Source organism: Cobetia sp. SIMBA_158 (assembly GCF_046566945.1).
Lineage (GTDB): Bacteria > Pseudomonadota > Gammaproteobacteria > Pseudomonadales > Halomonadaceae > Cobetia > Cobetia amphilecti.
In genome coordinates this window covers 26,227-51,695 of the sequence record NZ_JAWJYL010000006.1, presented here as the reverse complement: position 1 = coordinate 51,695, position 25,469 = coordinate 26,227, and the positions used below count along the sequence as shown (strand labels likewise).

Here is a 25,469-nt window from a genome sequence, read left to right as displayed (position 1 = left end):
AGAGAGGCATTTTCCCGACATGATACTTGTATTAGGCCGGCGTTCATTGACGAGAAAACATGCATCATTATCGATCATGACCTGACAGGTAAATGCACCATGATGCGTCTCACATGATGCTGGCATTCCCGATCAACAGGGGACACTTTTTCGCAACCTTGGCATGCCATTCTCATGATCAACGCCGAACCAAATGGCCTGATGAGTGTCATTTTCCGCCATTCATTTACGCGGACTCACCACCTTTCTGCCAGATGACGCCCGGCCTTCCATCATAAAAAATACACAAATAAACACACCTCAGAAACCATATGGTTACCAATTTTGCACAAAAATCCGGTTTCCCGCCCCCATTGTGTGACTTGAGTCAGACAAGGAATGAACTCGACCGCGGCGTCAGGAACAACATCCTCGAAAAAGGTCAAGACCTGCGACAATTGACCACACCAAAAATAGGGACAATGATCTGGGAGAATTTCCCGGGACCTTTTCCACGCCCAGCGGCCACACAGGCCACTCTTCATCAGCACCACCGGTCTGTGGTCAGGCGCGATTCGCGTTCCACATCAGCGATGATTCGCGGCCGCCACTCGCCGCGACGGCCAGATTCTCGAGCTCTCGGTCTAGCGGGCTCTGGGCTTGCCGGGTCTCTTGGCTTGCCGGGCTCTCACTCTCTCCAATGTCAGGGCCGTGCGACATGCTGCCTGAGCGGGTCGAGAGCCATGCCCTGCAACGCCCGCTCTGCGATGACAGCTCTGCGATGACAGCTCTACAACAACAGCCCTGCGATGACAGCTCTATAACATCGGCCCTACAACCAGAGCCCTGCAATGAGACCCTCACCATGACTGCCTCCTCGACCACGCATTCCCTCATCTCCGCCGACCAGCTTCCCGCAGGCATCCTCTATCGCCTGTTCTCGGGCAGCATCGCGCCCCGGCCGATCGCCTGGGTCTCGACCATCGACGCGGCAGGCAACACCAACCTCGCGCCCTTCTCGTTCTTCACCATCGCCAGCATCAATCCGCCGGTGCTCGCCTTCAGCCCGCTGCGCAATGGCGAAGGCAAGACCAAGGACACTCTCAACAACCTCGGGCAGGTGGCGGAGTGCGTCATTCACATCGGTGGCGAGGCGATGAGCGAGGCGCTCAATCTCACCAGCGCCAGTCTCGCCGCCGACGAGGATGAGTTCACCCACGCGGGTCTGAACAAGGTGGCCATGCCGCCGCTTGCGGTTCCGCGCGTGGAAGGCGCCCCGATCGCCTTTGGCTGTCGACTGCGCGACATCATCTCGTTCGGTGATCAGCCGCTGGCAGGTTCACTGGTGCTGGCCGAGGTGGTGGTGATGCATGCCGACGAGACGATCTGGGATGGGCGGCATGTCGACAATGAGGTGCTGCGTGCCATCGGGCGCATGGCCGGCAGTGACTATGCACGCACGGATAGCCTGTTCAGCCTACAGCGCCCCGAATGACTTTCCGGCAAGGAAAATAAATCCATAAACCTTAATACAATCAATGCCTTTCAGCGCACGACAAGGATGACTCAAGGTTTGACGCCGTCATCTGCAACTGGCAGAAAGGCGCATGTTGCACAAGGCTTCAGACCAAGGTCTGAACGCTTCCACCAGGCGGGACAAGGTCCCTCATTCTGACTCGAGATGCCCACAGGAGCGGCTATCGAAAGAAAACATACGAGGTAACTCCATGTCATCGAATCCGTATGTGACGGATTACCAGATCGGTCAGGATAATGTTCAGCGACTCGGGCTGGATGTCCACAAGCCGGTCTTCACCATCAGTGCGCTGCTGATCGTAGGCTTCATCCTGTTCACGCTGCTGATGCCCGAGTCGGCCGAGTCGGCACTGGGCGGCGCCAAGGCATGGTCCATCACCCATGGTGATTGGCTGTTCATGCTCTCCAGCAACTTCTTCATCCTGTTCTGCCTGCTGCTGGTCCTGCACCCGGTCAGCCGCCTGCGTCTGGGCGGACGCGACGCCAAGCCGGAATTCAGCCGGATGGCCTGGTTCGCGATGCTGTTCGCGGCCGGCATGGGCACCGGCCTGATGTTCTGGGGGGTCGCCGAGCCAGTGGCGTACTACACCGACTGGTCAGGCACGCCATTGAACGCGCCACCGCGTACGCAGGAAGGCGCAACGGCGGCACTCTCGGCCACCGTCTTCCACTACGGGCTTCACCCCTGGGCCATGTATGCCGTGATCGGCCTGTCGCTGGCCTTCTTCGCCTACAACAAGGGCCTGCCGCTGACGCTGCGCTCGGTGTTCTACCCCTTGCTGGGTGAACGTGTATGGGGCTGGAGCGGCCATATCATCGATATCGTCGCGGTGCTGGCCACCCTGTTCGGCCTTGCCACCTCTCTGGGGCTGGGCGCGGCCCAGGCGGCCTCGGGGCTGGACCATCTGTTCGGCATCGGCGATGGGCTGGTCAGTCAGATCGGCGTGATCGTGGCGGTCACGCTCGCGGCCATCTACTCGGTGAGTCGCGGCCTGGATGGCGGTGTCAAACGCCTCTCCAATCTCAACATGATGCTGGCCGCGCTGCTGGTGGTGTTCCTGTTCATCGTCGGCCCGACCATGGACATCATCACCGGGCTCGGCACCACCAGCGTCGGCTATCTGGAATATCTGCTGCCGCTCTCCAACTGGATCGATCGCCCCGACGAAGGCTGGTTCCATAGCTGGACCATCTTCTACTGGGCCTGGTGGATTTCCTGGTCGCCGTTCGTCGGCATGTTCATCGCACGTATCTCGCGCGGACGCAGCGTGCGCGAATTCGTCACCGCCGTGCTGGTGGTACCGACCCTGGTCACCATCGTGTGGATGACCGTCTTCGGTGGCACCGCACTGGAAGAGGCGCGAGCCGCCGGCAGCGAGCTGGCCCAGGGCATCGATACTCCCTCGATGGCCATGTTCCAGATGTTCGACAGCCTGCCGCTGTCCTCCATCACCTCCTGCGTCGCCATCGTGCTGGTGCTGGTGTTCTTCGTGACCTCCTCCGACTCCGGCTCGCTGGTGATCGATTCCATCACCGCCGGTGGCAAGCAGGATGCCCCGACGCGCCAGCGCATCTTCTGGGCAGCGGCCGGCGGTCTGATCGCCTGTGCCCTGCTGTATGGCGGCGGCAGCACCGCACTGAGTGCGCTGCAGGCGGGCGCCATCTCCACGGGACTGCCCTTCACGGTGGTACTGCTGGTGATGTGCTTCTCGCTGTTCCGCGGTCTGCGCTGGGAAAAACGCGAATACGATCGCGCCAACGCATCGAGCTGAAACACTGCGCGCAGTGAAAAGAGCGCGAAGAGCGACCACGCAAAAGGGCCTGTCAGTCGACAGGCCCTTTTGTTCATCTGGCAATCAGTGTCAGTGCGCGGCGCGCAATCTTTCAGGAGTGCCGCGCCTAGCGCAGCCCCGGCAGCAGATACTTGTCCAGCGCCTGGCGCACCGATGGCAGCAGGATATCGGAGTGCATCACCAGCTCGCGCACCAGTTCCTGCAGGCCCGGCACGCCCACCTCGGCATGCTTTCTGAGTGCCATGCGCGCGCAGGTGTCCGCGCAGGCATGCTCGGAAATCTGCACGCCCAGCGCCACCAGCCGCTCACGAAAGTCTTCGTGATCAATCAGCTCCACGATCATCATCGTCATTCTCCTTGCTCGCTGACGGCGGGCATTATCATTGGTATTGACCCACTCTGTTCTGAGCATAGCCCTTGTGAGGATAGCCGAAATGCGCGGCGGGCTGTCTCCGACATTCTGGTCAGACCGGGGCGTCCTCTGCGTGCCTGCCCACGCCACTGGCGTAGGCATTTGCGTCAGGCGCGTCTGGCTCGGTTGCGGTCTATTGCCTCGATCTATCCGCTCGGTCCAGCCCGCTTGCCATGTCCACCTCACATGTCCGTCTTACATGTCTGCTTCAGCTCTCCACACCCGCCGAGGCGGGTTCGGCTCTGGCCAGACGACAGGCGGCGTACTTGAACTCGGGAATCTTGCCCACCGGGTCGAGCGCCGGATTGGTCAGCAAGTTGGCGGCGGCTTCGGCGTAGCAGAATGGCACGAAGACCATGCCGGCCGGCGTCAGCGGATCGGCGCGGGTGGCAAGAGTGATCTGGCCACGCCGCGTGGTGATCGAGAGCGGCTCGCCCGGCGTGATGCCCAGTCGCTCCAGCTCCACCGGATTGAGCGTGGCCACGGCGGCCGGCTCGAGATTGTCGAGCACCGCCGCGCGGCGCGTCATCGAGCCGGTATGCCAGTGCTCCAGCTGACGGCCGGTGGTCAACACCGTCGGATAGTCGTCATCCAGCGTCTCATCCGGCGGCGTGGGCCAGGTCGGCACGAAGCGGGCACGGCCGCTGGCGCGCGGGAAGCCCTCGCCGAACACCACATCCTCGCCCTCGCCTCCCGGCGTCAGGCACGGATAGGTCACCGAGTTCTCCTCGGACAGCCGCGCCCAATCGATGTTGTCGAGAGAATCCATGCCCTTTTGCATCTCGGTGTAGATCTCCTCCGGCCCGGCGTAATCCCAGTCAAGTCCCATGCGCCGCGCCAGCTGCTGGGTGATCCACCAGTCCGGCTTCGCCTCGCCCGGGGCACGCAGTGCCGCCCGCCCACGCTGCACCTGCCGGTTGGTATTGGTGACGCTGCCGTCCTTCTCCGGCCAGGCGTACGAAGGCAGCACCACATCGGCGAACTGCGCCGTCTCGGTGACGAAGATGTCCTGCACCACCAGGTGCTCCAGATGCGCCAGCGCGCTGCGCGCATGCTCGAGATCCGGGTCCGACATCGCCGGGTTCTCGCCGAGAATGTACATGCCGCGGATCTGATCGGCGTGGATGGCATGCATGATCTCCACCACCGTCAGGCCCGGCGTCGCCGAGAGCGGGGTCTGCCACAGCGCTTCCAGCCGCTCGCGCGCCGCCGTGTCGCCCACCGGCTGATAGTCGGGGAACACCATCGGAATCATCCCGGCATCCGAGGCACCCTGGACATTGTTCTGGCCACGCAGCGGGTGCAGGCCGGTGCCTTCACGCCCGACATGACCACACACCAGCGCCAGCGCGATCAGGCAGCGCGCATTGTCGGTGCCGTGGGTGTGCTGCGAGATGCCCATGCCCCAGAAGATCATCGCGCGCCTGGCGGTCGCGTACTCACGGGCCACGGCGCGAATCTCTTCTGCCGCCACGCCACACAGCGGCGACATCGCCTCCGGCGTCAGCGCCGCGACATGCTCCGCCAGCGCGGCGAAGTCCTCGGTGTGTGCCTCGATATAGGCCTGATTGGCCAGCCCCTCGCTGATGATGACGTTGAGCATGCCATTGAACAGCGCCACGTCTGCCCCCGGCGTGAACTGGATCGAGCGATGCGCCTGACGACGCAGCGCCAGCGCACGCGGGTCGATCACCACGATGCGCGTGCCACGCTTGGCGGCGCGCTTGAAGAAGGTGGCCGCCACCGGATGATTGACGCCCGGGTTGCAGCCGGTCAGCACGATCAGATCGGACTGCTCGGCCTGCATGAAGGAGGCGCTCACGCCTCCTGAGCCGACGCCTTCCATCAGCGCCGCCACCGAGCTTGCATGACACAGGCGCGTGCAGTGATCGACATGGTTGGAGCCGAAACCGGTGCGCACCAGCTTCTGGAACAGCCACGCCTCCTCGTTGGTGCACTTGGCGCTGCCGAAGCCCGCCAGGCTGTCGGGGCCATGCGCGCGCTTGAGGCGCATGAGCCCCTCGGCCGCGACCTCGAGGGCCTCGTCCCAGCTGGCCTCACGGAAGTGAGTCAGCGGGTGGGCGGGGTCAAAGTTCGCATCCAGCCCCTTGGCCACACCGTCACGGCGGATCAGAGGGCGGATCAGACGCTCCGGATGACGCGGATAATCGAAGCCGAAGCGCCCCTTCACGCATAACCGACCGTGGTTGGAGGGCCCGTCGCGGCCACTGACCGCGATGATGTTGTCCAGCCGCGTATCCGCGACGCGCTGCTGGCGCTTGTCAGTCTTGAGGGAGTCGCCGTCCGCCATGCCCTGCTGGGCATCCGCCAGGGTCGCGACCGGTTGACCCTCGACACTCAACGCTTCGCCGCTGCCGCGACTGACCTGATACTCCAGCTGACAGCCCACGCCGCAGTACGGGCAGATGGAGGCGACGCGCTCATCGACGGCGGCGCTGTCGCCGAAGCCCTGCTCATCCACCTGGGCGGCGGGCATCAGGGCGCCGGTCGGGCAGGCCTGCACGCACTCGCCGCAGGCGACGCAGGTGCTGTCGCCCATCGGGTCCTCGAGATCGAACACGATGCGCGTATTGCTGCCGCGCCCCGCCAGCCCGATCACATCATTGACCTGCACCTCGCGACAGGCGCGCACGCACAGGCCACAGCTGATGCAGGCGTCATGATTGACCGCCATCGCGGTATGGGAGTGATCGAGAGCGCTGGCCTGCGTCGGCAACCACTCCTCCACGGTCTCCCCCAGCCACTCGCGGACCGTCTCGCGGGCGCCGCCCAGGGTCTCGCGCGCGTGCCCGACATCCACCGCCAGCAGCTCGGCCATCGCCATGAAGTGGCTGCTGACATCGGGGTTGTGCGCCTCGGCGGGCATGTCGGCGGCGAGCAGCTCCACCACCATCGCGCGCGCCTCGCCGGCACGCCGTGAACTGGCACTGCGCACCACCATGCCCGCCCGCGCCTCGCGGATGCAGCTGGCAGCAAGGGTACGCTCGCCGTCGATCTCGACCATGCAGGCGCGACAGTTGCCATCGCCGCGATAATCCGGCGCTTCGCTGTAGCAGAGGTGGGGAATCGTCTCGCCGGCACGCTTGGCGATCTTCCACAGCGTCTCGCCGGGATAGGCCGTCACCTCGGCACCATCCAGCGTGATGGTGAAGCCATCCTCGCGCAGCGGCTGATCATCCGAGGATGAGTTGCCCAACCCTGTCAGCGCATTCATGCCTCACCTCCCGTGGCGTCAGCCGCATGGCTCGTAGCGATCAAGCGCACCCCGCTGCTGGCGAGGGTCTCCCGGAAGTCCTTGAGCAGGCCGAGCACCGGATTGGGCGCGGCCTGACCGAGCCCGCAGATCGAGGCGTTCATCATCACCTGCGACAAGCGCGTCAGCAGCGTCTCATCCCACTCATCGCCGCTGAGCGCCGCCAGCATCTGACGCGTGCCGACACGACACGGCGTGCACTGGCCGCAGGACTCGTCCATGAAGAAGCTCATCAGATTGCGCGCCACCGCCGCCAGATCATCCTTATCCGACAGCACCACCACCGCGGCCGAGCCGATGAAGCAGCCGTGGGCCTGCAGGGTGTCAAAATCCAGCGGCAGGTCCGCCTTGCTGGCCGGCAGAATGCCGCCGGAGGCCCCGCCGGGCAGATAGGCACGCAGGCGATGGCCGTCGGCCATGCCGCCGCCGTATTCCTCGACCAGCTCGCTGAGCGTGATGCCGGCCGGTGCCAGATACATGCCCGGGCGTCTGACGCGCCCGGAGAGCGAGAAGCTGCGCAGCCCCTGACGCCCCTGACGCCCAGCCGCGACGTAGTGGTCATGGCCTTCGCGATGGAGCCGCGCGATCCAATAGACCGTCTCGACGTTGTTGACCAGGGTCGGGCGACCGAACAAGCCACATTGCGCCACGAAGGGCGGGCGCTGACGCGGCTTGCCGGGCTTGCCTTCCAGCGATTCGATCAGCGCCGATTCCTCGCCACAGATATAGGCGCCGGCGCCACGCCGCAGCTGGATATAGCCCGGCGCGACGAGGCCTGCGGCTTCCAGCTCCGCAATGCACTCGCGCAGCACCTCATTCAGGGTCGGGTATTCGTCGCGCAGATAGAGGTATAGCGCCTCGGCCTCGATGGCATGCGCACTGGCCAGCGCGCCCTCGAGGAAGGTGTGCGGCTCACGCTCCAGATAGCAGCGGTCCTTGAAGGTGCCGGGTTCGCCTTCATCGGCATTGATCACGCAATAGCGCGGCCCCGCCTCGGCGCGCACGAAGCCCCACTTGCGAAACGTCGGGAAACCCGCCCCGCCCAGGCCACGCAGACCAGCCCGTTCGATCATCTGCGCCAGGTCATCGATGCTGACCTCACCGCCATCCAGCGCGGCGAGCAGCCCATAGCCGCCACTGGCGCGATATTCCGCCAGCCGCGGATAGTCGAGACTCGCAGCCGGCGCGGCATGCACATGGCCTTCGGCAAGCGCCGCCGTGACGCCTTCCACGCTGGCGTGGCCGAGATGGTAATGCCCGACCTCCGCCACCGGCGCACTGTCGCAGCGCCCCATGCAGGGCGCACGCAGCACGCGCACCTGTTCGGGGTCCAGCCCCGAGGCGAGACCGGCGCGCAAGGCTTCGGAGCCGGCCAGCTGACAGGACAGCGAATCACAGACGCGCACGGTCAGTGCCGCGGGCGGCGTCTCGCCATCGCGAACCACGGTGAAATGGGCATAGAAGGTGGCTGTCTCGTAGACCTCGGCCATCGGCAGGCGCATCCACTCGGCCAGCGCGCGCAGATGGGCCAGCGTCAGGTAGCCGACCTCATCATTGAGCACGTGCAGATATTCGAGCAGAAGGTCACGCTGCGCCGGGGCATCGCCCAGCAGGCGCTGTACCTCGGCCCAGGCCTCGGCATCCAGCGGACGGCCGCGCAACTGGCTGCGCGAACGGCGGCGAGCGACAGGTGTCGGCTCGGTCAGGGTCTCAGGCGTCATGGCGGCACCACGGTGTTGTTATTGGGCAGGAGCAGGCAAGTACTGGCGTATCGCGCGAGGAGTGAAGTCTCGGGCGCGAAAGTGGTGCGCGGTCAGGGAGTACGCACCACTTTCCTTCACTGTAGATCGCAATCTACAAAGCGGGCACACCTGCGACAACCGCTCTGAGCGCTGAATCGCCCCCTGTGTCAGTCACGCATATGCCGGCGTCGTATCCAGCTAACTCGCTCTCGCCCAGCCCTCACACAATCACCGAGGTCCGGTGGCGACCTGTCCCGCAGTCAGACTCGCCACCGCGCTCCGGATTGCCATTCCACCCCCTTCCCACATCGCAGCCCCGGGAGACACCCACGACAACACCTCGCTTCACGCCAGCTGCCCTGCCCGGCTGGCGACACCAATAACAACATGAGGTCACCAAATGTCATCGAATCCGTATGACACGGACTACGAGATCGGCCAGGACAATGTCCAGGTCATGGGTCTCGATGTTCACAACCCCGTCTTCGCGATCAGCGCCGTGCTGATCGTCAGCTTCATCCTGTTTGCCATCGTCTTCCCTGCGGGCGCGGAAAGTGCCCTGGGCGGCGCCAAGGCCTGGTCCATCGCACATGGCGACTGGCTGTTCATGCTGGCCGGCAACCTCTTCGTGCTGTTCTGCCTGCTGCTGATCGTGCATCCGGTGGGCAAACTGCGCCTGGGCGGCCAGAAGGCAAAGCCCGAGTTCTCGACACGCTCCTGGTTCGCGATGCTGTTCGCCGCTGGCATGGGCATCGGGTTGATGTTCTGGAGCGTCGCCGAACCGGTGGCCTACTACACCGACTGGTACGGCACGCCACTGAACGCACCCGCCGGGACGCCGGAAGGAGCACGCGCCGCGCTGGGCGCCACCATGTATCACTGGGGCCTGCATCCCTGGGCCATCTACGCCGTGGTCGGGCTGTCGCTGGCCTTCTTCACCTACAACAAGGGCCTGCCGCTGACCATCCGCTCGGCGTTCTACCCGCTACTCGGTGAGCGCACTTGGGGCTGGATGGGGCATATCGTCGATATTCTCGCCGTGCTGGCGACCATCTTCGGTCTGGCGACTTCGCTGGGGCTGGGCTCCGCTCAGGCAGCATCGGGGCTGGACTACCTGTTCGGCGTCGGCGATGGCCTGCCGACCCAGATCGCGATCATCATCCTGGTGACGCTGGTGGCCATCTACTCGGTCAGTCGCGGTCTGGATGGCGGCGTGAAGCTGCTCTCCAACATCAACATGATCATCGCCGCCGTCCTGATCATCTTCATCCTCATCTTCGGGCCGACACTCGCCATTCTCATGGGCCTGGGCACCACCACCCTCAGCTATGTGGAATATCTGCTTCCGCTGTCCAACTGGATCGGCCGCCCCGATGAAAGCTGGTTCCACGGTTGGACCGTCTTCTACTGGGCGTGGTGGATCTCCTGGTCACCTTTCGTCGGCATGTTCATCGCGCGAGTCTCGCGCGGCCGCACCGTACGCGAATTCGTCACCGCCGTGCTGCTGGTGCCGACCCTGGTCACCATCGTGTGGATGTCCGTCTTCGGCGGCACCGCACTGGAACAGGCCATCAATGGCGTCGGCGCGCTGGCCAATGGCATCGATTCCGTGTCGCTGGCCATGTTCCAGATGCTCGACAACCTGCCGCTGTCCGGCGTGGCATCCTTCATCGCCATCGTGCTGGTACTGGTGTTCTTCGTGACTTCGTCCGACTCGGGCTCGCTGGTGATCGACTCGATCACCGCCGGTGGCAAGATCGACGCGCCGGTCAGCCAGCGCATGTTCTGGGCTGCGATGGAAGGCCTGATCGCCGGTGCCCTGCTCTATGGCGGCGGAAGCGCTGCACTGGGCTCGCTGCAGGCGGGCGCCATCGCCACGGGGCTGCCGTTCACGCTGGTACTGCTGGTGATGTGCTATTCGCTGTTCCGTGGCCTGATGCAGGAAAAGAAGGCACAGGACATGCTCATTCGTCCGGTCGCCGGCGCCTGACATGCGGCGCTGACCAAAGCTTTACTGACCAAGGCGGTACTGACTGACAGGCCGCAAGACATGGGCACAAAAAAACGCCGCCCCCGGCAACCGGGGGCGGCGTTTTCATTGGATGACCCGAACGTCATCCAGGCGAGATCAGGAGTTTTCCTGAGCCAGCTTCTGCACCTTCTTCATCAGGTCCGGGTCGTTCTGGACCGCTTGACCGATGGAGTTGAAGGTGGCGACTTCCAGACCGGAGTCTTCGACAGCGCTGACCATCTCGTCATTGGCTTCCTGACGCACGCTCTGCTTGGCAGTCTCGTCGTCGGCTTTCTGCAGCTTGCCGGCGAATTCCTGAGAGATGCGTGCGATGTCCTGAGAGGCCGCAGCGAACTGTTCCAGCTGAGCGTCAGTGAAATCGCCAGCCTGAGCCTGTGCCGCCTGGGCAGTAGACTGACCCTGGGCCGGTGCGTCAGCAGCGAACGCCGGTGCCGACATCATGCCCGCGGAAATCAGGGCAGCCGTCATGTATGCAGTCATCCGTTTCATTGCAGCCTCCAGCAGTGATCAATAAGTGTTTGCCCTAACTCAGACGGGCCTGACGACAGGATGTTCATTTTTTCATGCAACTCTTTGAAAACATTCTGTATCGCCAGAGTTACATGAGTCGCAGATCAGCAACGTAAAAACCGCGGGGCCGCGCATGGCGGGCGTCATGACGGCTGGACGCGCATACAGCTTGCACCACGATTGTGAAAATATCTGCAGCAAGCCGCGTGAAGTCTGCCCGCCACGCACTCGACCCGCCCTCGATACAGACATGCCTCTGCGCTCGCCACGCGCTCTAGACAGGCATGCCACCTCCTGCCGCCGCTATCGGTATGTCGCCATTGGCCTTTTCACAGGCTGAATGAGGGTGGCATGTCATGAAGTACCACATAAATCGCGCGCCAACGGGCAGCAAACTCTCGGCGACTGTCTTAGTCTTGAAGGAGAGGCTGTCATCCCGGGTGTGCCATTCTCCTGTGCAACCTGCTTCTGCAGCCCAGGCTGGCTAGCCCAGCTCATAACATTCGTTGCCGGAGCACTGCCATGTCCACGCACATACCGTCCACGCAGAGACTGTCCAAGCAGAGACTGTCCTCGCAGGTACTGTCCACACAGAGACTGCCCGCGCTGCCTCGACTGCTCTCGCATCACAGGCTGACGCCGGGCCTGATGAGCCTCTTGTTGCTGGTCCTGCTGCCGGCCCTGCTGCTGAGCTCGCCGGTGCATGCCATCAGCCTGCTGGATTCGGACGCCGACCTGAACGCGCCCGCCGAGACATCCACTGGCGCACCACCGCCCCCGACCTCGCCGGACACCGCGGAGACCACCATGACCGCCGCCAATGTCGACCCCGCCGCCAACCCGCTTTTGGGCGAGACCTGGAACCGACGCTCGCTGGTGCTGATCGCGCCGGATGAGCAGGACCGGGATCTCGAGCGTCAGCGCGAGGAACTGCGCGCCACGCGTGGCGAGATGCAGCAACGCGACATGACGCTCTATACGCTGATGGGCACGCGCGGCATCCACGATGGCGTGCCGATGAGCTTCGAGGAGGTGCGTGCCCTGCGCGATGCCATGCAACTGCGCGAGGGCGCGCCCTTCACCGTCATTCTGATGGGCAAGGACGGCGGCAAGAAGATGCAGCAGGAAGGCTTCGTCTCCCCCGACCAGATCTATCAGGTGATCGACAACATGCCGATGCGCCAGCGCGAAGCCAGTCAGGCAGCGCGCAAGCCCCCCCAGGGCTCCGACGAGCACACCTCGCCCGAACCCTTGAACGATGAGGACTGGCAGTGGGAGGAGTGACCTTTCTGTAAGGAGCGACCTTCTGTGATGCATGAAAAAGCCCCTGCCAGCCGAGCTGACAGGGGCTTTTTACCGTCTGCGTGACTTCAGCGCAGCACACCTTCCTCACGCAGCAGCTTGAGGATTTCCGCCGCGCCCTCCTCGGCGCTCACGCCTTCCAGACGCTTGCCACCACCCCCTTCGGCCTTGGCGGCCGCGGCCTTGAAGCGGTCCCGCGCGCTGGTCGCCTTGATGCGCTTCAAGCGCTTGGGACGCTTGCGAGCCGGGGCCACGCTGAAGGTCTCGGCCTGCGCATCATGCACAAGCTCGCCGCTGGCCAGCGAAGAAAGCTCCCCGCGGCGCGCCGGCGCGAAGGCCGACTGACGCGCCGCCGGCGCCGCGGAATCGACACTGACAAGCGCCGGCAGCTTCACGCGCAACCGTCGCCGCTGGCCACGCGGCAGCGCCTGCAAGGCGGTGAGATGCGCGCCATCGCAGCTCTCGATCGCGACGATACCCTCCACCAGCGGCCAGCCGAGGCTCTCCGCCAGCAGATGCGGCAGCAGGCCACTGCCCTCACCGGTCTCGCCCTGGCCGCCACACACCACCAGCTGCGGTGCCGCCTGCTTGAGGCGCGTGACCAGCAGCGGCCAGACATCGATGACCGGTTGATCAATAACAGCCGCCTGCGGATCAGCAGCCTTGAGCGGGTCAGCGCCAGGAGCATTCGGCGTCACCAGCGTCAACGACTCCAGCCCCATGCCCAGATAGCCGCGTAGCGCCTGATCCTGCTCGCCGCCGGGCGCGATCTCGCTGCCACTGGCGTGCCAGGCGCTGAGGCTTACGGCACCGGGTGCCGACTGACGCTCCAGCGCCAGACACAGTTCCAGGGCGCGGGCGTCCTGCTCGGCGCGCCGCAGACGCCCCGAAACCGGGTGCTGCCCCAGCGATACCAGGCTCACGACCTCAAGCGGTGCCGAGTCCTGCTGCGCAACGGATGAACGTTCTGCCTTCATGTTCTTCTCCTTTCCCCTGTCGCGGGCGCGAGTTCAGGCCGCGTCGGCGGCAAGCGTGGCGGATGACGTACTGGGTGACGTAGCGGTCGCGGCAGGCGCCTGACCCGCCGCCGAGGCATCACCGCCGGCACTGCGTTCGGCCTCGAGCTGCTGACAGAGACTGGCGAGAATCGCTCCGGCGTCACCGATCACCGAAAGATCGGCACGCTTGACCATGTCACAGCCGCCATCGGTGTTGATGGCCACCACCTTGTCGCAGCGCTGGATGCCCTGCAGATGCTGGATGGCCCCCGAGATGCCCACCGCGACATAGACCCGCGCCGTCACCCAGGTACCGGTGGCTCCGACCTGGCGGGCACGCGGCATGAAGCCGTCATCCACCGCCACCCGCGAGGCGCCTTCGGTGGCCCCCAGCAGGCTGGCGGCACGGTGGAAGCCATCCCAGTCGCGAATGCCGTTGCCCGCCGAGAGAATGAATTCGGCCTCGCCCAGCGCGATCGCGGAGGGGTCGACGGCCACCGGGCCAAGATCTTCGATCACGTCTGGCACGGAGCGCGCGGTGCTGGCCGCCTCCCACTCGAGCGGCAGCGCGGCGTGGCGCACATCTTCTACCGGCTCGGCGCATTCCGCCTCGCACAGCACGATACGGGTCAGCGGGCGGGTCAGATCCTGCTGACCATTGCCGCTGCGCCCGGTGACGTTCACCTCGGCAAGCTCGCCACGCCCGATGGCGGCAAGCTCGCCGTCGAGCTGATAGGCATTGCCGCTGGGCCGCGCCAGCGCATCGCCCTGGCACAGCAGGCGCGCACCGAGACGTCGGCCGCGTTCGCCGCCGCCAGTGCGGGATTCCGGCAGCAACCACAGCCGTGGTGCCAGCTTGCCATCGATGGCCTCAAGCTCCGCCAACTGGGCCAGCGGCGCATAACCATCGTGGAGAGTATCGGCGAAGTGCAGCCAGCGATCGGCCCCCGCCGCACCGAGCCCGACACTGTCGGCGGCGTCACCATCCTCACGCAGCGTGCCGAAGGTGACGGCCAGTACCGCACCCTGATGGGCGGGGTCGGCATCGGCGATCTGACGCGCCAGCCCCAGCACATCGCGGTCGTGACTCGAGAGTCGCCCACCGGTCATGTCCGGCACCACCGCGATCAGGAAGGCGGGTGATGCGATCTCGACCAGCGGCAGCACGCGCGCCTTGGCCACGACCGCGGGCTGACCGGCACCCGCCGCGGCAGGCCCGGAGCGGCCACTGCGGTCGATGCGCTTGCGACCATTGGCGGCGATGAAGTGGCCGACGTGCGGGTCGCGACGCATCACGCCCTGCGGGCCCATCCAGCGTTCCTGAGGGGCTGCCGCGCCGCGGCCCAGCGCCTGCAGCGCGATGAGATGCTGCGGGTGCAGGCGATTGCGTGCCTGCTGCTCCAGACGCGGGTCACGGCGTGGCAGTGACTCGCGCTCGGATGCGTGTGGATCGACGGGAATCGTCATGCCGCCACCTCCGCGTCAGTGGGCTGCGTGGTCGACGCCGCCAAGCCTTGCGTGGACGCTTCCAGTACCAGCGCCCGCGCCATCAGTTCCGCCAGATCCAGCACCTGGGGTTCGGCTTCACCGGCCGGAGCCACCACGCCTTCCAGCATCGCGGTGCACTGCGGGCAGCCGACCGCCACCACCTCGGCGCCGGTCTCGCGCACATCGCCCATGCGCATGTCGGGGATACGCTGCTTGCCGGGGATGTCCGTCACCGGCGCGCCACCGCCGCCGCCGCAACAGCGCGAGCGGAAACCGGAGCGCTGCATCTCGCGCACTTCCAGTCCCAGCGCCGCCAACAAGCTACGCGGCGCCTCGAATTCACCGTTGTAGCGACCCAGATAGCAGGGGTCGTGCCAGGTGACCGCGCCGAGCGTGGCCAGTCTGGTGGCATCGAGGCTCAGACGACCCGCCGCCAGCAGCTCGTTCATGTAGCTGGTGTGGTGGTTGACGAGGTAGTCGCCACCGAAGGCGGCATATTCACGACCCAGCACATGGAAGCTGTGCGGATCGCAGGTGATGATGCGCGCGAAGCGATACTTCGACAGGGTGGCGATATTGCGGGTGGCCAGCGACTGGAAGGTCGCCTCATCCCCCAGACGACGCGCCACGTCGCCACTGTCACGTTCTTCCGCACCGAGGATGGCGAAATCGACCCTGGCGGCGCGCAGCACCTGCACGAAGGCGCGCAGCGTGCGCTGGTTGCGCATGTCGAAGGCGCCATCGCCCAGCCACAGCAGCGCTTCCACCGGACGCGGATCACGCGCTGCCTCGCGGGCGGCCTGCAGCTCGGCGATGCGCGGCAGGTCGAGATCCGCCGCCCAATGCAGACGCGCTTCGAGCGCGAAGCCGCCCGGGTTGTCGGTGGCGATCAGGTTGTCGAGCACCTCGACACCCTTGCCCGGCGTCGCGCCCTGTTCCAGCGTCATGTGACGGCGCATGTCGACGATGGCATCGACGTGCTCGATCATCATCGGGCACTCCTCGACGCAGGCGCGACAGGTGGTGCAGGCCCACAGGGTTTCCGGCTCGACCAGTACCTTGAATTCGTGGATCAGCTTGTCGCCATCTGTCGCCTCACCCGCAGCACCCGGTGCCGCCTTGATCTGGATCGGTCCAGAGGCAACGGTCTGGCTATCAGAGGCAACGGCCTGAGTTGCCGGGCGAGCATGCGGAGAGGCCCCGACGATGGTCTGCTGCGGGCCGCCGCCATGCTGGCCGGGCGCGCGTCTGGGCTCATCGCCCGGATAGGGCGAACCGGCATAGGCGGCATCGCTGCCACCAGCCATGCCGACCACCATGTCCTGGATCAGTTTCTTGGGATTGAGCGGCTGACCGGCCGCGAACGCCGGGCACACCGCTTCACAGCGCCCGCACTGCACGCAGGCATCGAAGCCCAGCAGCTGACGCCAGTTGAAATCGGACGGCTTGCCGACACCCAGCGGTGCCTCGGGGTTGGTCAGGTCCAGCGGCAGCAATGCGCTGTCGCGGATGCCCGCACTGTCACGAGTGCTGAAACGTGCCGGACGCCGATGGAAGGCCAGATGCAGCGCACCGGCGAAGGCATGCTTCATCGGCCCGGTGATGCGCGAGCCGCCGCCGGTCATGCCGACGATCATCTCGAGCAGTCCCCAGGCGATGCCCACTACCAGCACCAGCCCGAGGATACCGCCGGAGATCATGCCGCCGACGCCTTCCGGCAGCACCAGTGACAGACTCATCACGAACAGGCTTGCGGAGAACACCAGCAGGCTCTTGGGCAGACGCATCCACGGACCACGCGACAGGCGTGCCGGCGGGTCGAGGCGACGACGACGCACGAACAGCGCGCCACCGAACATCGCGCCACTGGCCAGCAGCAGCAAGACGCCCAGCCAGGCGGAGTCGATGCCGAAGCCGTAGACCACCACCATCAGCAGCGCCGCGGCCACGAAGCCGCCCCCGGTGGCGACGTGGGTGTTGGCCATATAGCGGTCCCGCGCGACCACGTGGTGCAGGTCCACCCCGTAACGGCGCGGCACCTTGGCAAGGCTCGCGATCAGCTCTCCCATGCTCATGGACGTGGCGTCCGCCCGCCCCTGGCGCCACAGGCCGATGCGCTTGACCGCGCCGATCGCAGCCAGCGCCAGCGCGGCGAAGATCAATACCGACAAGATCGTGTCATTCATGCTGCTCACCCTCTTTCTTCAAGCCCGCTGTCGACCGGACGACTGCCGAGCCGGCGGCATAGGCACGGCCGGCTCGGCAAATCACGTCATCAGAAGTCCTTGCACAGACGCAGGGCGTCATAGATGGCGGCGTGGGTGTTGCGCGGTGCATTGCAGTCACCGAGGCGGAACAGCAGGTAATCATTGCCCTCGGTGGCCTGGCTCAGGCACGGCTGCGGCTTGATGGCGTAGAGCGACTCGACGTCGATCTGGCCCTTGTTGAGCGAGCCGTCCTTGAAGGCGTAGTAGAGCGCCTCATCCGGACGCACGCCGTTCTCGACTACGATTTGATCGACGACGCGCTCTTCCAGCGTGCCGGTGTATTCGTTCTCGAGCACCGCCACCAGGCCCTCGCCCTCGCGATAGACCTCATGCAGCACCATGTCGGAGGTCATCACGACTTCCTTGGCATACAGGCTGCGGTAGTAGGTCGGGAAGGTGGTGCCGCCGACCGCCGCACCGGGCTTGATGTCGTCGGTGACGATCTCGACCCTGGCGCCCTTGTCGGCCAGATAGTCGGCCACCGAGACCCCGGAGAACTCGCAGATGCTGTCGTAGATCAGCACGTTGCTGCCCGGCGCGACGCGCCCGTCCAGCACGTCCCATGAGGAGACGATCAGGCTCTTGGCCGGATCTTCGTCGTAGCCCCAGGACGCGAACTGGTCCATGAACGGACGCCCCCCCACCGCAAGGATCACCACATCGCCACGCAGATCACGGATGGTGGCCTCATCGGCCCGCGTGCCCAGGCGCAGGTCGACCTTCAGGCGCGCCAGTTCCAGCTGATACCAGCGCGTGATGCCGGCGATCTGATCGCGCTGCGGCGCCTTGGCCGCGATGGTGATCTGACCGCCCAGCTCGTCACGGGCCTCGAACAGCGTCACGTCGTGGCCGCGTTCGGCGCACACGCGGGCCGCCTCCATGCCGGCCGGACCGCCGCCGACGATGACGACCTTGCGCACCGGGCCGCTGGTCTTCTCGATCTGATGCGGCAAGCCCATGTATTCGCGCGAGGTGGCGGCATTCTGGATGCACAGCACGTCGAGGCCCTGATACTGGCGGTCGATGCAGTAGTTGGCACCGACGCACTGCTTGATCTGGTCGAGCTGGCCCATCTTGATCTTGGCGATGATGTGCGGGTCGGCGATGTGGGCGCGGGTCATGCCGACCATGTCGACATAGCCGCCTTCCAGGATGCGCTCGGCCTGGTTGGGGTCCTTGATGTTCTGGGCGTGGATCACCGGAATCGAGACGACTTCCTTGATGCCGGACGCCAGGTGCAGGAAGGGTTCCGGCGGGTAGGACATGTTGGGAATGACGTTGGCGAGGCTGTTGTGGGTATCACAGCCGGAGCCGATCACGCCGAAGAAGTCGAGCAGACCGGTGGCGTCGTAATAGGCCGCGATCTGCTTCATGTCGTCGTGTGACAGGCCATCGGGATGGAATTCATCGCCACAGATGCGCATGCCGACCACGAAGTCGTCGCCGACTTCGGCACGCACCGCCTTGAGCACCTCGAGGCCGAACTTCATGCGGCCCTCGAAGCTGCCGCCCCACTCATCGGTGCGCTTGTTGACGCGCGGGCTCCAGAACTGGTCGATCAGGTGCTGGTGCACGGCGGACAGCTCGACGCCGTCCAGGCCGCCTTCCTTGGCGCGCCGCGCCGCCTGGGCGAAATCGGCGATGATGCGCTGGATCTCCTCCACCTCGATGGTCTTGCAGGTGGAGCGGTGCACCGGCTCGCGGATGCCGGACGGTGACATCAGCGAGGTCCAGTCGAAGCCGTCCCAGCGCGAGCGACGGCCCATGTGGGTAATCTGGATCATGATCTTGCCGCCGTGCTTGTGCACGGCATCGGCCAGATTCTGGAAATGCGGAATGATGCGGTCGGTCGACAGATTGACGGAGCTCCACCAGCCCTGCGGGCTGTCGATGGAGACCACCGAGGAGCCACCACAGATGCACAGGCCACACCCGCCCTTGGCCTTCTCTTCGTAGTAGCGCACGTAGCGCTCGGTGGTCATGCCGCCATCGGTGGCATACACCTCGGCGTGGGCGGTACTGACGACGCGGTTGCGGATGGTCAGCTTGCCGATCTCGATCGGCTGGAAGAGTGCGTCGAATGCCATGGTGAGAGCTCCTCGCCGGGGAGAGCGCCGCCTCGTCACGCTGGCCTGGCCTGCCCGCGCCTCGGGTCGAAACTCGTGGCGGCGGGGTCGGTGTCAGGCGTCTTGCATGTCAGGAAAGGCGGCGCTCAGGCGTTGCGTTGTCGTTGTTGTGGGTGGTGAGTGTCGTGACAGAGAGATGATCGGGCAGCCGGCCTGCGCTGTTGCCTTTTGCCTGGGCCGGGCCTGGGCCTTGACCCGAGCCATGTAATAGAGAGTGGCGGATCCGAAAACGTCACACTGTTCCGGGAGCGACCTCGAAATACCCCACGTCACAGCCTTCCTCACCGCCGCTCTGGGTCTGCACGGCGACGGTGCGCAGCTCGCTGCCACGCGCAGCCAGAATCTGGTCCATCGCGCCGGCGAACCAGCCGGTGAACATGTACTCGAGCCTGGTGCCGGTCTTGCCCTGCTGATAGACGAAGCAGGAGTGTTCCAGGCGCACCTTGCAGGTACCGCGCTCCAGATCGATCTCCTCGGTGATGAACAGACCCCAGCCACGCTGCGACAGGCGCTTCATGTAGTGCTCGAAGACTTCCACGCCGACCAGGCCATGCAGCTCGGCTTCCTTCTCGCACCAGTGCCAGGCGCTCTTGTAGCCGGCGTGATAGAGAATCTCGGCGTATTTCTCCACGCCCAGCGCCTCTTCCACCGCGACATGGTTGTTGATGAAGAAGTGGCGCGGCACGTACAGCATCGGCAGCGCATCGGACGTCCAGACGCCAGTCTCGCTATCCACTTCGATCGGCAGTTCAGGGGCCATCTTGCTCATGTCGGTGTCCTCCAAAGGGGGCTTGAGGGAATTGCAAAAAAGAGATCAGGAAAGAGAGATCAAGTAAGAGCGATCAATAAAGGGCACAGGCAGCCAGACTCAGCCGCCCCAGACATTTTCCAGCGTGCGCAGCCAGTTCTCGCCCATGATCTTGCGTACCTGATGCTCGCTCATGCCGCGACGCAGCAGCGCCTCGGTCAGATTGGGGAACTCGCCGATGGTGCGGATGCCTTCCGGATTGACGATCTTGCCGAAGTTGGTGAGACGACGGGCGTAGCCCTTGTCGTGGGTCAACCACTCGAAGAAATCCTGGCCGTGACCCTGGGTGAAGTCGGTGCCGATGCCGATGGCATCCTCGCCGACCAGGTTCATCACGTATTCGATGGCCTCGACGTAGTCGTCGACGGTGGCGTTGACGCCGGCCTTGAGGAAGGGGGTGAACATGGTGACGCCGACGAAGCCGCCGTGTTCGGCGATGAAGCGCAGCTCGGCGTCGGACTTGTTGCGCGGGTGGTCCTTGAGACCGGCCGGCGCGCAGTGGGAATAGCAGACAGGTACCTTGGACTCGAGGATGACTTCCTCGGAGGTCTTCGAGCCGACGTGGGAGAGATCACACATCACGCCGACGCGGTTCATCTCGGCGACCATCTCGCGGCCGAAGCCGGACAGGCCGCCGTCGCGCTCGTAGCAGCCGGTGCCGACCAGATTCTGGGTGTTGTAGCACATCTGCACGATGCCCACGCCGAGCTGCTTGAAGACATCGACATAGCCGATCTGGTCTTCATAGGCGTTGGCATTCTGGAAGCCGTAGATGATGCCGGTCTTGCCGGCGGCCTTGGCGGCGCGGATGTCGGCGGCCGTGCGGGCCACACAGACCAGATCACTGCTCTCGGCGATCAGCTGGTTGCTCTTGACGATGTTGTTGACGGTCGCCTGGAAGCCTTCCCAGACCGAGACAGTGCAGTTGGCAGCGGTCAGACCGCCCTTGCGCATGTCCTCGAACAGCTCGCGCTGCCACTTGGCGATCACCAGACCATCGATGACGATGCTGTCATCGTGCAGGGCGCGGGCCGCATCGGACCCACCGAAGGAGGAGGAGAATTCGGACATCATGTCGCTCCGGCGCTGGGCAGGCGGCTCTGGAAGTCAGGTCACTGCCCGTACCCGGCGGACAGGGCCTGCCGGAACACGATCTCCAGCAGGCTGTGCCAGCATAGTCCTGCCCTCTTTCCCCTCTGACGCCAGATGCGACCCGTGGCTATCGAATCGCGTCAGGGCTGTCGTTTCTGAAACGACGACGCCCCGACTCGAGAGAGCCGGGGCGTCGTGGGACAGCCGATGGTGTAGCGTCAGGCCGGTCAATGCGCGGGGGACAGCTCCTTGAGCGAAGGCAGCAGGTCCCAGCTCAGCCAGCCACGCGGCTGCTCCAGACGCTTCAAGTAGCCCATGCCGAGATTGTTCATCTGACGGCGCGTCCAGCTGGCGCGACGCTGGATATAGGCCGAGGGCTTGCCGGCATTGAAGCGGATCGGGTTGGGCAATACCGCCGCCAGCAGACTGGCCTGATAGGCGGAAAGGCTGGCGGCATCGGTATTGAAGTGATGCTCGGCCGCGGCCTCGACGCCGAAGACCCCCGGCCCCCATTCGGCGACGTTCAGGTAGACCTCGAGAATGCGCTCCTTGGGCCAGATCATCTCGATCAGGATGGTGAACCAGACCTCCAGCCCCTTGCGCACCCAGCTGCGCCCGTTCCACAGGAAGACATTCTTGGCGGTCTGCTGGCTGATGGTACTGGCGCCACGCAGACGCTCACCGGCCAGCCGTGCATCGATGGCCTTGACGATCTGATCGACATCGAAGCCGTAGTGATCGGGGAATTTCTGGTCTTCCGAGGCGATCACCGCCAGACGGGCATTGTTGGAAATCTGCTCCATCGGCACCCAGTCATGCTGCAGTGCCATCGGCTCGCCGGTGACCAGGCCATAGCCCCACTTCTCCAGCATCACCATCGACACCGGCAACGGCACGAAGCGCAGCAATACCACCAGGCCGATGCAGGCCACCATCCAGCAGGCGACGACCTTGAATGCCCACACCGCCAGCCAGCGCAGGCGCTCCATCGGGCGCATGCCGGCACGCGGCGCCGGGCGGCGTGTCGCCCCGCGCCGCACACCCGCCACACGCTCCGTGCCTTCCTGCCTGCGTTGCTGTCCTCGTGCCATCCCTTGCCGTCCCCTGTCGTGCGTGTCGTGGAGCGTCATTCCGCCGCCGAGCCATTGTCGTGTCAGCTACTGCTTCCTGGTGCCTTCGAGTGTACCAGAGCGTGCCGGTGGCTCCTGTGAAAACGACAACGCCCCTGCCGGAGCGGCAGAGGCGTTGGACATTGCGGGAGGCTGGTGTCAGTCGGCAGGCATCAGCCTTGCAGGCGCACGCTGGCGTAGGTCGGCTCACCGCGCGCATTGGCCAGTGCCAGAATCGCCGAGGAGACGGGGGACTCGCTGGCCGGTTGCAGGGGCGCATTGCCGACCATGCTCTGGCCGATCGACTGGTGCAGCAGCCCTTCCAGACTGGCGACACCGGTCAGCTGATGATCGCCATCGGCGCGACACGGCACCTCCAGCACGCTGACACTGCGCTCGCCACCGATGCGCTCGTCACGCGGCGGCATGCCGAAGTACTCGCGGTAGCACTTGGAGAAGTGCGGCGTGGACACGAAGCCGCAGGCCGAGGCCACCTCGATGATCGACAGCGCCGTCTGCTTGAGCAGCTGACGCGCGCGGGTCAGGCGCAGCTTGAGGTAGTAGCGCGACGGCGAGCAGTGCAGATACCGCTGGAACAGCCGCTCCAGCTGACGGCGCGAGACATCGACATAGTGCGCCAGCTCGTCCAGCCCGATGGGCTCTTCCAGATTGGCTTCCATCAGCGCGACGATTTCCAGCAGTTTGGGCTGGGTGGTGCCCAGCACATGCTTGAGCGGCACGCGCTGCTGGTCCTGCTCGCCACGCACGCGATCGCAGATGAACATCTCGGAGATGCCCGCCGCCAGCTCGCGGCCATGCTCGCGACCGATCATGGTCAGCATCATGTCCATCGGCGCGGTACCGCCGGAGGCCGTGGCGCGGTCCTGATCGATGGAGAACAGTCGTGTGGTCAACGGCACGCGCGGGAAGGCTTCCTGCATCGCGGCCAGACACTCCCAGTGGATGCTTGTCTCATGGCCTTCGAGCAGCCCCGCCTGGGCCAGCGCCCAGCTGCCGGTGCAGACGGCACCCAGCTTGCGGCCGGCACGCGCCTGGGCCTGCAGCCAGCTGACATGCGGACGATGCACGGAGCGCTGGATGCCGACGCCACCGCACACGATGACGATATCCAGCGGCGGGCAGGCCTCGGTGGAGGTATCGGGCGTGACCTGCAGGCCATCGCTGGCACGCACGGGGGCGCCTTCCAGCGTCACGGTATACCAGCGGTACAGCTCGCGTCCGGCCAGCTGATTGGCCATGCGCAGCGGTTCCACCGCCGAGGCCAGCGAGATGAGCGTGAAGCTGTCGAGCAGCAGGAAGCCGATGGTCTGCGGCTGGCGCGTCTCGCCGGCCATTCCTGCAGCGGATGAGTGAGCTTCGTACGGGCGGGCGAAACGGCCACTGGTCAATGCCATGAGGGGAGTCCTTCTCTATATCTGCTTGAGTGGCAGACCGGGGCCTCGTGGTGCCCTCTCCCGTGGCCTGATGAGGCCGGCAGGGGTCCGCAGTATTATCGTTATTGGGTCTCAGCAGGGAGCGAACCCGGAGGGTCGGCTCCAGCAGCGACGACATCGGCGATCGGCCCCATCAGGGGGAGGTCAATAAGCGACCTCTGCAATTCCGATAGCGTCAGGGATGTCGTGATTCACTGCCTGGACGTCGTGCGTTGTCCACCTCTCGACAGTAAACCATCGCGCCTGCCTGGCGCAGTGACTTTATCGCCGCTGTGCAGCAAATCATCGTTGCCGTACGGCACAGAATAACGCCTGAGTTGGCTACTACTGACGCAGCATAAGCAAACGCCACCAAAACGGGCCTTCATGCCTTGAGGTTCTGAAAAACTCTGCTTCTCATGACGAAAAAACGACAGTCCCGCTATCCATCAATCGATAGCGGGACTGTCGTTTCTGTCTTTCACGCAGTGTCTCTGCTCGGCGAGCGATCAGCTGCGATTGGCACACTCACACCTCAACGCCTGAGGCTCACCTCAAAGCAGGTGTTTCGCGTGCCTTTTCATTTCTACCGGCGACCACACTCACACCTCAAAGGAGGTGTTTCGCGTGGTAGGCAAGATGCTCATCGATGAAGCTGGCCATGAAGAAGTAGCTGTGGTCGTAGCCGGGCTGACGACGCAGGACCAGCGGGTGTTCCAGCTCGGCGCAGACCGCCTCCAGGCGCTCCGGCTTGAGCTGCTCCTCGAGGAACTGATCACTCTCGCCCTGCTCGACGAACAGCTCCTGACGCGCGGCGCCGCTCTTGCTCGCCTGCTTGACCAGCTCGCAGGTGTCCCACTGCGCCCACTGGGCGCGGTCATCGCCGAGATAGCCACTGAAGGCTTTCTCGCCCCACGGGCAGGCCATCGGATTGACGATCGGCGCGAAGGCCGAGACCGAACGATAGCGGCCAGGATTCTTCAGCGCGCAGATCAACGCGCCGTGGCCACCCATGGAGTGACCGGAGATCGACTCACGCTCGCCGTCCACCGGGAAGTGCCGCTTGACGAGCGCCGGCAGCTCCTCGGTGACGTAGTCATACATGCGGTAATGACGCGCCCACGGCTCGCGGATGGCATTGACGTAGAAGCCTGCGCCACTGCCGAAGTCGTAGCTGTCGTCTTCGCCGTCCAGATTGACGCCGCGCGGACTGGTGTCCGGGCAGATCAGGGCGATGCCCAGCTCCGCCGCCTTCTTCTGCGCGCCGGCCTTCTGCATGAAGTTCTCGTCGGTGCAGGTCAGCCCCGACAGCCACCACAGCATCGGCACCGGGCCCTGTTCGGCCTGGGGCGGCAGATAGATGGCGAACACCATGTCGCAATCCAGGCTGCCGCTGCGGTGACGGTAACGCTTGAGCCAGCCGCCATGCACCTTGTTGGCGCTGACCAGCTCGAGTTGTTCGGTCGCGGTCATCATGCTCTCCCTTGTGATATCGCCCATGAAAACGGCGTCGGCAAGCCGACGCCGTTTCGCGTTCCAGACCTCACCGGGCAACAGGTGTTTCCCTG

Annotated in this window: 17 protein-coding genes; 4 read left to right on the top strand and 13 right to left on the bottom strand. The window is 64.9% G+C overall.

Features of this window, described 5'->3' with window-relative positions; genetic code table 11:
• Positions 1-844: 844 nt before the first annotated feature.
• Both R2R70_RS11070 and R2R70_RS11065 read left to right on the top strand, forming a co-directional pair.
• Entirely contained in the window at positions 845-1,474 is a 630-nt protein-coding gene (locus R2R70_RS11070) for a flavin reductase family protein (protein ID WP_410978006.1), read from the top strand.
• 232 nt (positions 1,475-1,706) lie between these two features.
• Positions 1,707-3,287: a BCCT family transporter gene (locus tag R2R70_RS11065; protein ID WP_410978005.1), complete on the top strand. Its 1,581-nt coding sequence runs from the start codon at positions 1,707-1,709 to the stop codon at positions 3,285-3,287.
• Between the two features lie 127 nt (positions 3,288-3,414).
• Here the strand turns inward: R2R70_RS11065 and R2R70_RS11060 are convergent, their stop codons facing one another.
• The 3 genes from R2R70_RS11060 to R2R70_RS11050 all read right to left on the bottom strand — a co-directional run bounded on the left by R2R70_RS11060 (position 3,415) and on the right by R2R70_RS11050 (position 8,715).
• Positions 3,415-3,654, bottom strand: coding sequence for a hypothetical protein (locus R2R70_RS11060; protein ID WP_043333148.1), 240 nt, complete (start codon positions 3,652-3,654; stop codon positions 3,415-3,417).
• Between the two features lie 274 nt (positions 3,655-3,928).
• The gene (locus R2R70_RS11055; RefSeq protein WP_410978004.1) at positions 3,929-6,955 is read right to left on the bottom strand and encodes a molybdopterin-dependent oxidoreductase; all 3,027 of its coding nucleotides are present in this window, start codon (positions 6,953-6,955) and stop codon (positions 3,929-3,931) included.
• A complete protein-coding gene (locus R2R70_RS11050; protein ID WP_410978003.1) occupies positions 6,952-8,715 on the bottom strand; it encodes an NADH-ubiquinone oxidoreductase-F iron-sulfur binding region domain-containing protein in 1,764 nt (587 codons plus the stop codon). The genes R2R70_RS11055 and R2R70_RS11050 overlap by 4 nt, the downstream gene beginning before the upstream one ends.
• A gap of 421 nt (positions 8,716-9,136) precedes the next feature.
• Between R2R70_RS11050 and R2R70_RS11045 the strand changes: the two genes are divergently transcribed.
• The gene (locus R2R70_RS11045) at positions 9,137-10,726 is read left to right on the top strand and encodes a BCCT family transporter (protein WP_107335558.1); all 1,590 of its coding nucleotides are present in this window, start codon (positions 9,137-9,139) and stop codon (positions 10,724-10,726) included.
• Between the two features lie 138 nt (positions 10,727-10,864).
• On the opposite strand, the gene R2R70_RS11040 is transcribed toward R2R70_RS11045, so the two are convergent.
• Positions 10,865-11,257 (bottom strand): DUF4168 domain-containing protein, encoded by a 393-nt coding sequence (locus R2R70_RS11040; RefSeq protein WP_043333741.1) that lies wholly within the window; start codon positions 11,255-11,257, stop codon positions 10,865-10,867.
• A 669-nt stretch (positions 11,258-11,926) separates the two neighbouring features.
• On the opposite strand from R2R70_RS11040, the gene R2R70_RS11035 reads away from it, so the two are divergent.
• Entirely contained in the window at positions 11,927-12,562 is a 636-nt protein-coding gene (locus R2R70_RS11035) for a DUF4174 domain-containing protein (RefSeq protein ID WP_410978002.1), read from the top strand.
• Between the two features lie 86 nt (positions 12,563-12,648).
• Here the strand turns inward: R2R70_RS11035 and R2R70_RS11030 are convergent, their stop codons facing one another.
• From R2R70_RS11030 to fghA, 9 genes are all read right to left on the bottom strand, one after another.
• Positions 12,649-13,557, bottom strand: a complete 909-nt coding sequence (locus R2R70_RS11030) for an electron transfer flavoprotein subunit beta (RefSeq protein ID WP_410978001.1) — start codon at positions 13,555-13,557, stop codon at positions 12,649-12,651.
• Between the two features lie 33 nt (positions 13,558-13,590).
• A complete protein-coding gene (locus R2R70_RS11025; RefSeq protein WP_410978000.1) occupies positions 13,591-15,045 on the bottom strand; it encodes an electron transfer flavoprotein subunit alpha/FixB family protein in 1,455 nt (484 codons plus the stop codon).
• A complete protein-coding gene (locus R2R70_RS11020; RefSeq protein ID WP_410977999.1) occupies positions 15,042-17,252 on the bottom strand; it encodes a (Fe-S)-binding protein in 2,211 nt (736 codons plus the stop codon). The genes R2R70_RS11025 and R2R70_RS11020 overlap by 4 nt, the downstream gene beginning before the upstream one ends.
• Before the next feature lie 89 nt (positions 17,253-17,341).
• A complete protein-coding gene (gene dgcA, locus R2R70_RS11015) occupies positions 17,342-19,420 on the bottom strand; it encodes a dimethylglycine demethylation protein DgcA (RefSeq protein ID WP_043333738.1) in 2,079 nt (692 codons plus the stop codon).
• Positions 19,421-19,691: 271 nt separating this feature from the next.
• Positions 19,692-20,228: a DUF5943 domain-containing protein gene (locus tag R2R70_RS11010; protein ID WP_107335564.1), complete on the bottom strand. Its 537-nt coding sequence runs from the start codon at positions 20,226-20,228 to the stop codon at positions 19,692-19,694.
• Positions 20,229-20,327: 99 nt separating this feature from the next.
• The gene (locus tag R2R70_RS11005) at positions 20,328-21,338 is read right to left on the bottom strand and encodes a dipeptidase (RefSeq protein WP_052384560.1); all 1,011 of its coding nucleotides are present in this window, start codon (positions 21,336-21,338) and stop codon (positions 20,328-20,330) included.
• 248 nt (positions 21,339-21,586) lie between these two features.
• Entirely contained in the window at positions 21,587-22,348 is a 762-nt protein-coding gene (gene mtgA, locus R2R70_RS11000; RefSeq protein WP_082388235.1) for a monofunctional biosynthetic peptidoglycan transglycosylase, read from the bottom strand.
• A 293-nt stretch (positions 22,349-22,641) separates the two neighbouring features.
• Positions 22,642-23,823, bottom strand: a complete 1,182-nt coding sequence (locus R2R70_RS10995; RefSeq protein WP_043333766.1) for a GlxA family transcriptional regulator — start codon at positions 23,821-23,823, stop codon at positions 22,642-22,644.
• A gap of 687 nt (positions 23,824-24,510) precedes the next feature.
• The gene (gene fghA / locus R2R70_RS10990) at positions 24,511-25,374 is read right to left on the bottom strand and encodes an S-formylglutathione hydrolase (protein WP_410977998.1); all 864 of its coding nucleotides are present in this window, start codon (positions 25,372-25,374) and stop codon (positions 24,511-24,513) included.
• Between the last annotated feature and the right edge of the window lie 95 nt (positions 25,375-25,469).

Coding starts and splice junctions, on each gene's coding strand:
- dgcA (WP_043333738.1), bottom strand. CDS start 19,420: ATGGCATTCGACGCACTCTTCCAGCCGATCGAGATCGGCAAGCTGACC.
- R2R70_RS11010 (WP_107335564.1), bottom strand. CDS start 20,228: ATGAGCAAGATGGCCCCTGAACTGCCGATCGAAGTGGATAGCGAGACT.
- R2R70_RS11035 (WP_410978002.1), top strand. CDS start 11,927: ATGAGCCTCTTGTTGCTGGTCCTGCTGCCGGCCCTGCTGCTGAGCTCG.
- R2R70_RS11045 (WP_107335558.1), top strand. CDS start 9,137: ATGTCATCGAATCCGTATGACACGGACTACGAGATCGGCCAGGACAAT.
- fghA (WP_410977998.1), bottom strand. CDS start 25,374: ATGACCGCGACCGAACAACTCGAGCTGGTCAGCGCCAACAAGGTGCAT.
- R2R70_RS11070 (WP_410978006.1), top strand. CDS start 845: ATGACTGCCTCCTCGACCACGCATTCCCTCATCTCCGCCGACCAGCTT.
- mtgA (WP_082388235.1), bottom strand. CDS start 22,348: ATGGAGCGCCTGCGCTGGCTGGCGGTGTGGGCATTCAAGGTCGTCGCC.
- R2R70_RS11005 (WP_052384560.1), bottom strand. CDS start 21,338: ATGTCCGAATTCTCCTCCTCCTTCGGTGGGTCCGATGCGGCCCGCGCC.
- R2R70_RS11050 (WP_410978003.1), bottom strand. CDS start 8,715: ATGACGCCTGAGACCCTGACCGAGCCGACACCTGTCGCTCGCCGCCGT.
- R2R70_RS11030 (WP_410978001.1), bottom strand. CDS start 13,557: ATGAAGGCAGAACGTTCATCCGTTGCGCAGCAGGACTCGGCACCGCTT.
- R2R70_RS11040 (WP_043333741.1), bottom strand. CDS start 11,257: ATGAAACGGATGACTGCATACATGACGGCTGCCCTGATTTCCGCGGGC.
- R2R70_RS11025 (WP_410978000.1), bottom strand. CDS start 15,045: ATGACGATTCCCGTCGATCCACACGCATCCGAGCGCGAGTCACTGCCA.
- R2R70_RS11055 (WP_410978004.1), bottom strand. CDS start 6,955: ATGAATGCGCTGACAGGGTTGGGCAACTCATCCTCGGATGATCAGCCG.
- R2R70_RS11065 (WP_410978005.1), top strand. CDS start 1,707: ATGTCATCGAATCCGTATGTGACGGATTACCAGATCGGTCAGGATAAT.
- R2R70_RS10995 (WP_043333766.1), bottom strand. CDS start 23,823: ATGGCCGGCGAGACGCGCCAGCCGCAGACCATCGGCTTCCTGCTGCTC.
- R2R70_RS11020 (WP_410977999.1), bottom strand. CDS start 17,252: ATGAATGACACGATCTTGTCGGTATTGATCTTCGCCGCGCTGGCGCTG.
- R2R70_RS11060 (WP_043333148.1), bottom strand. CDS start 3,654: ATGATGATCGTGGAGCTGATTGATCACGAAGACTTTCGTGAGCGGCTG.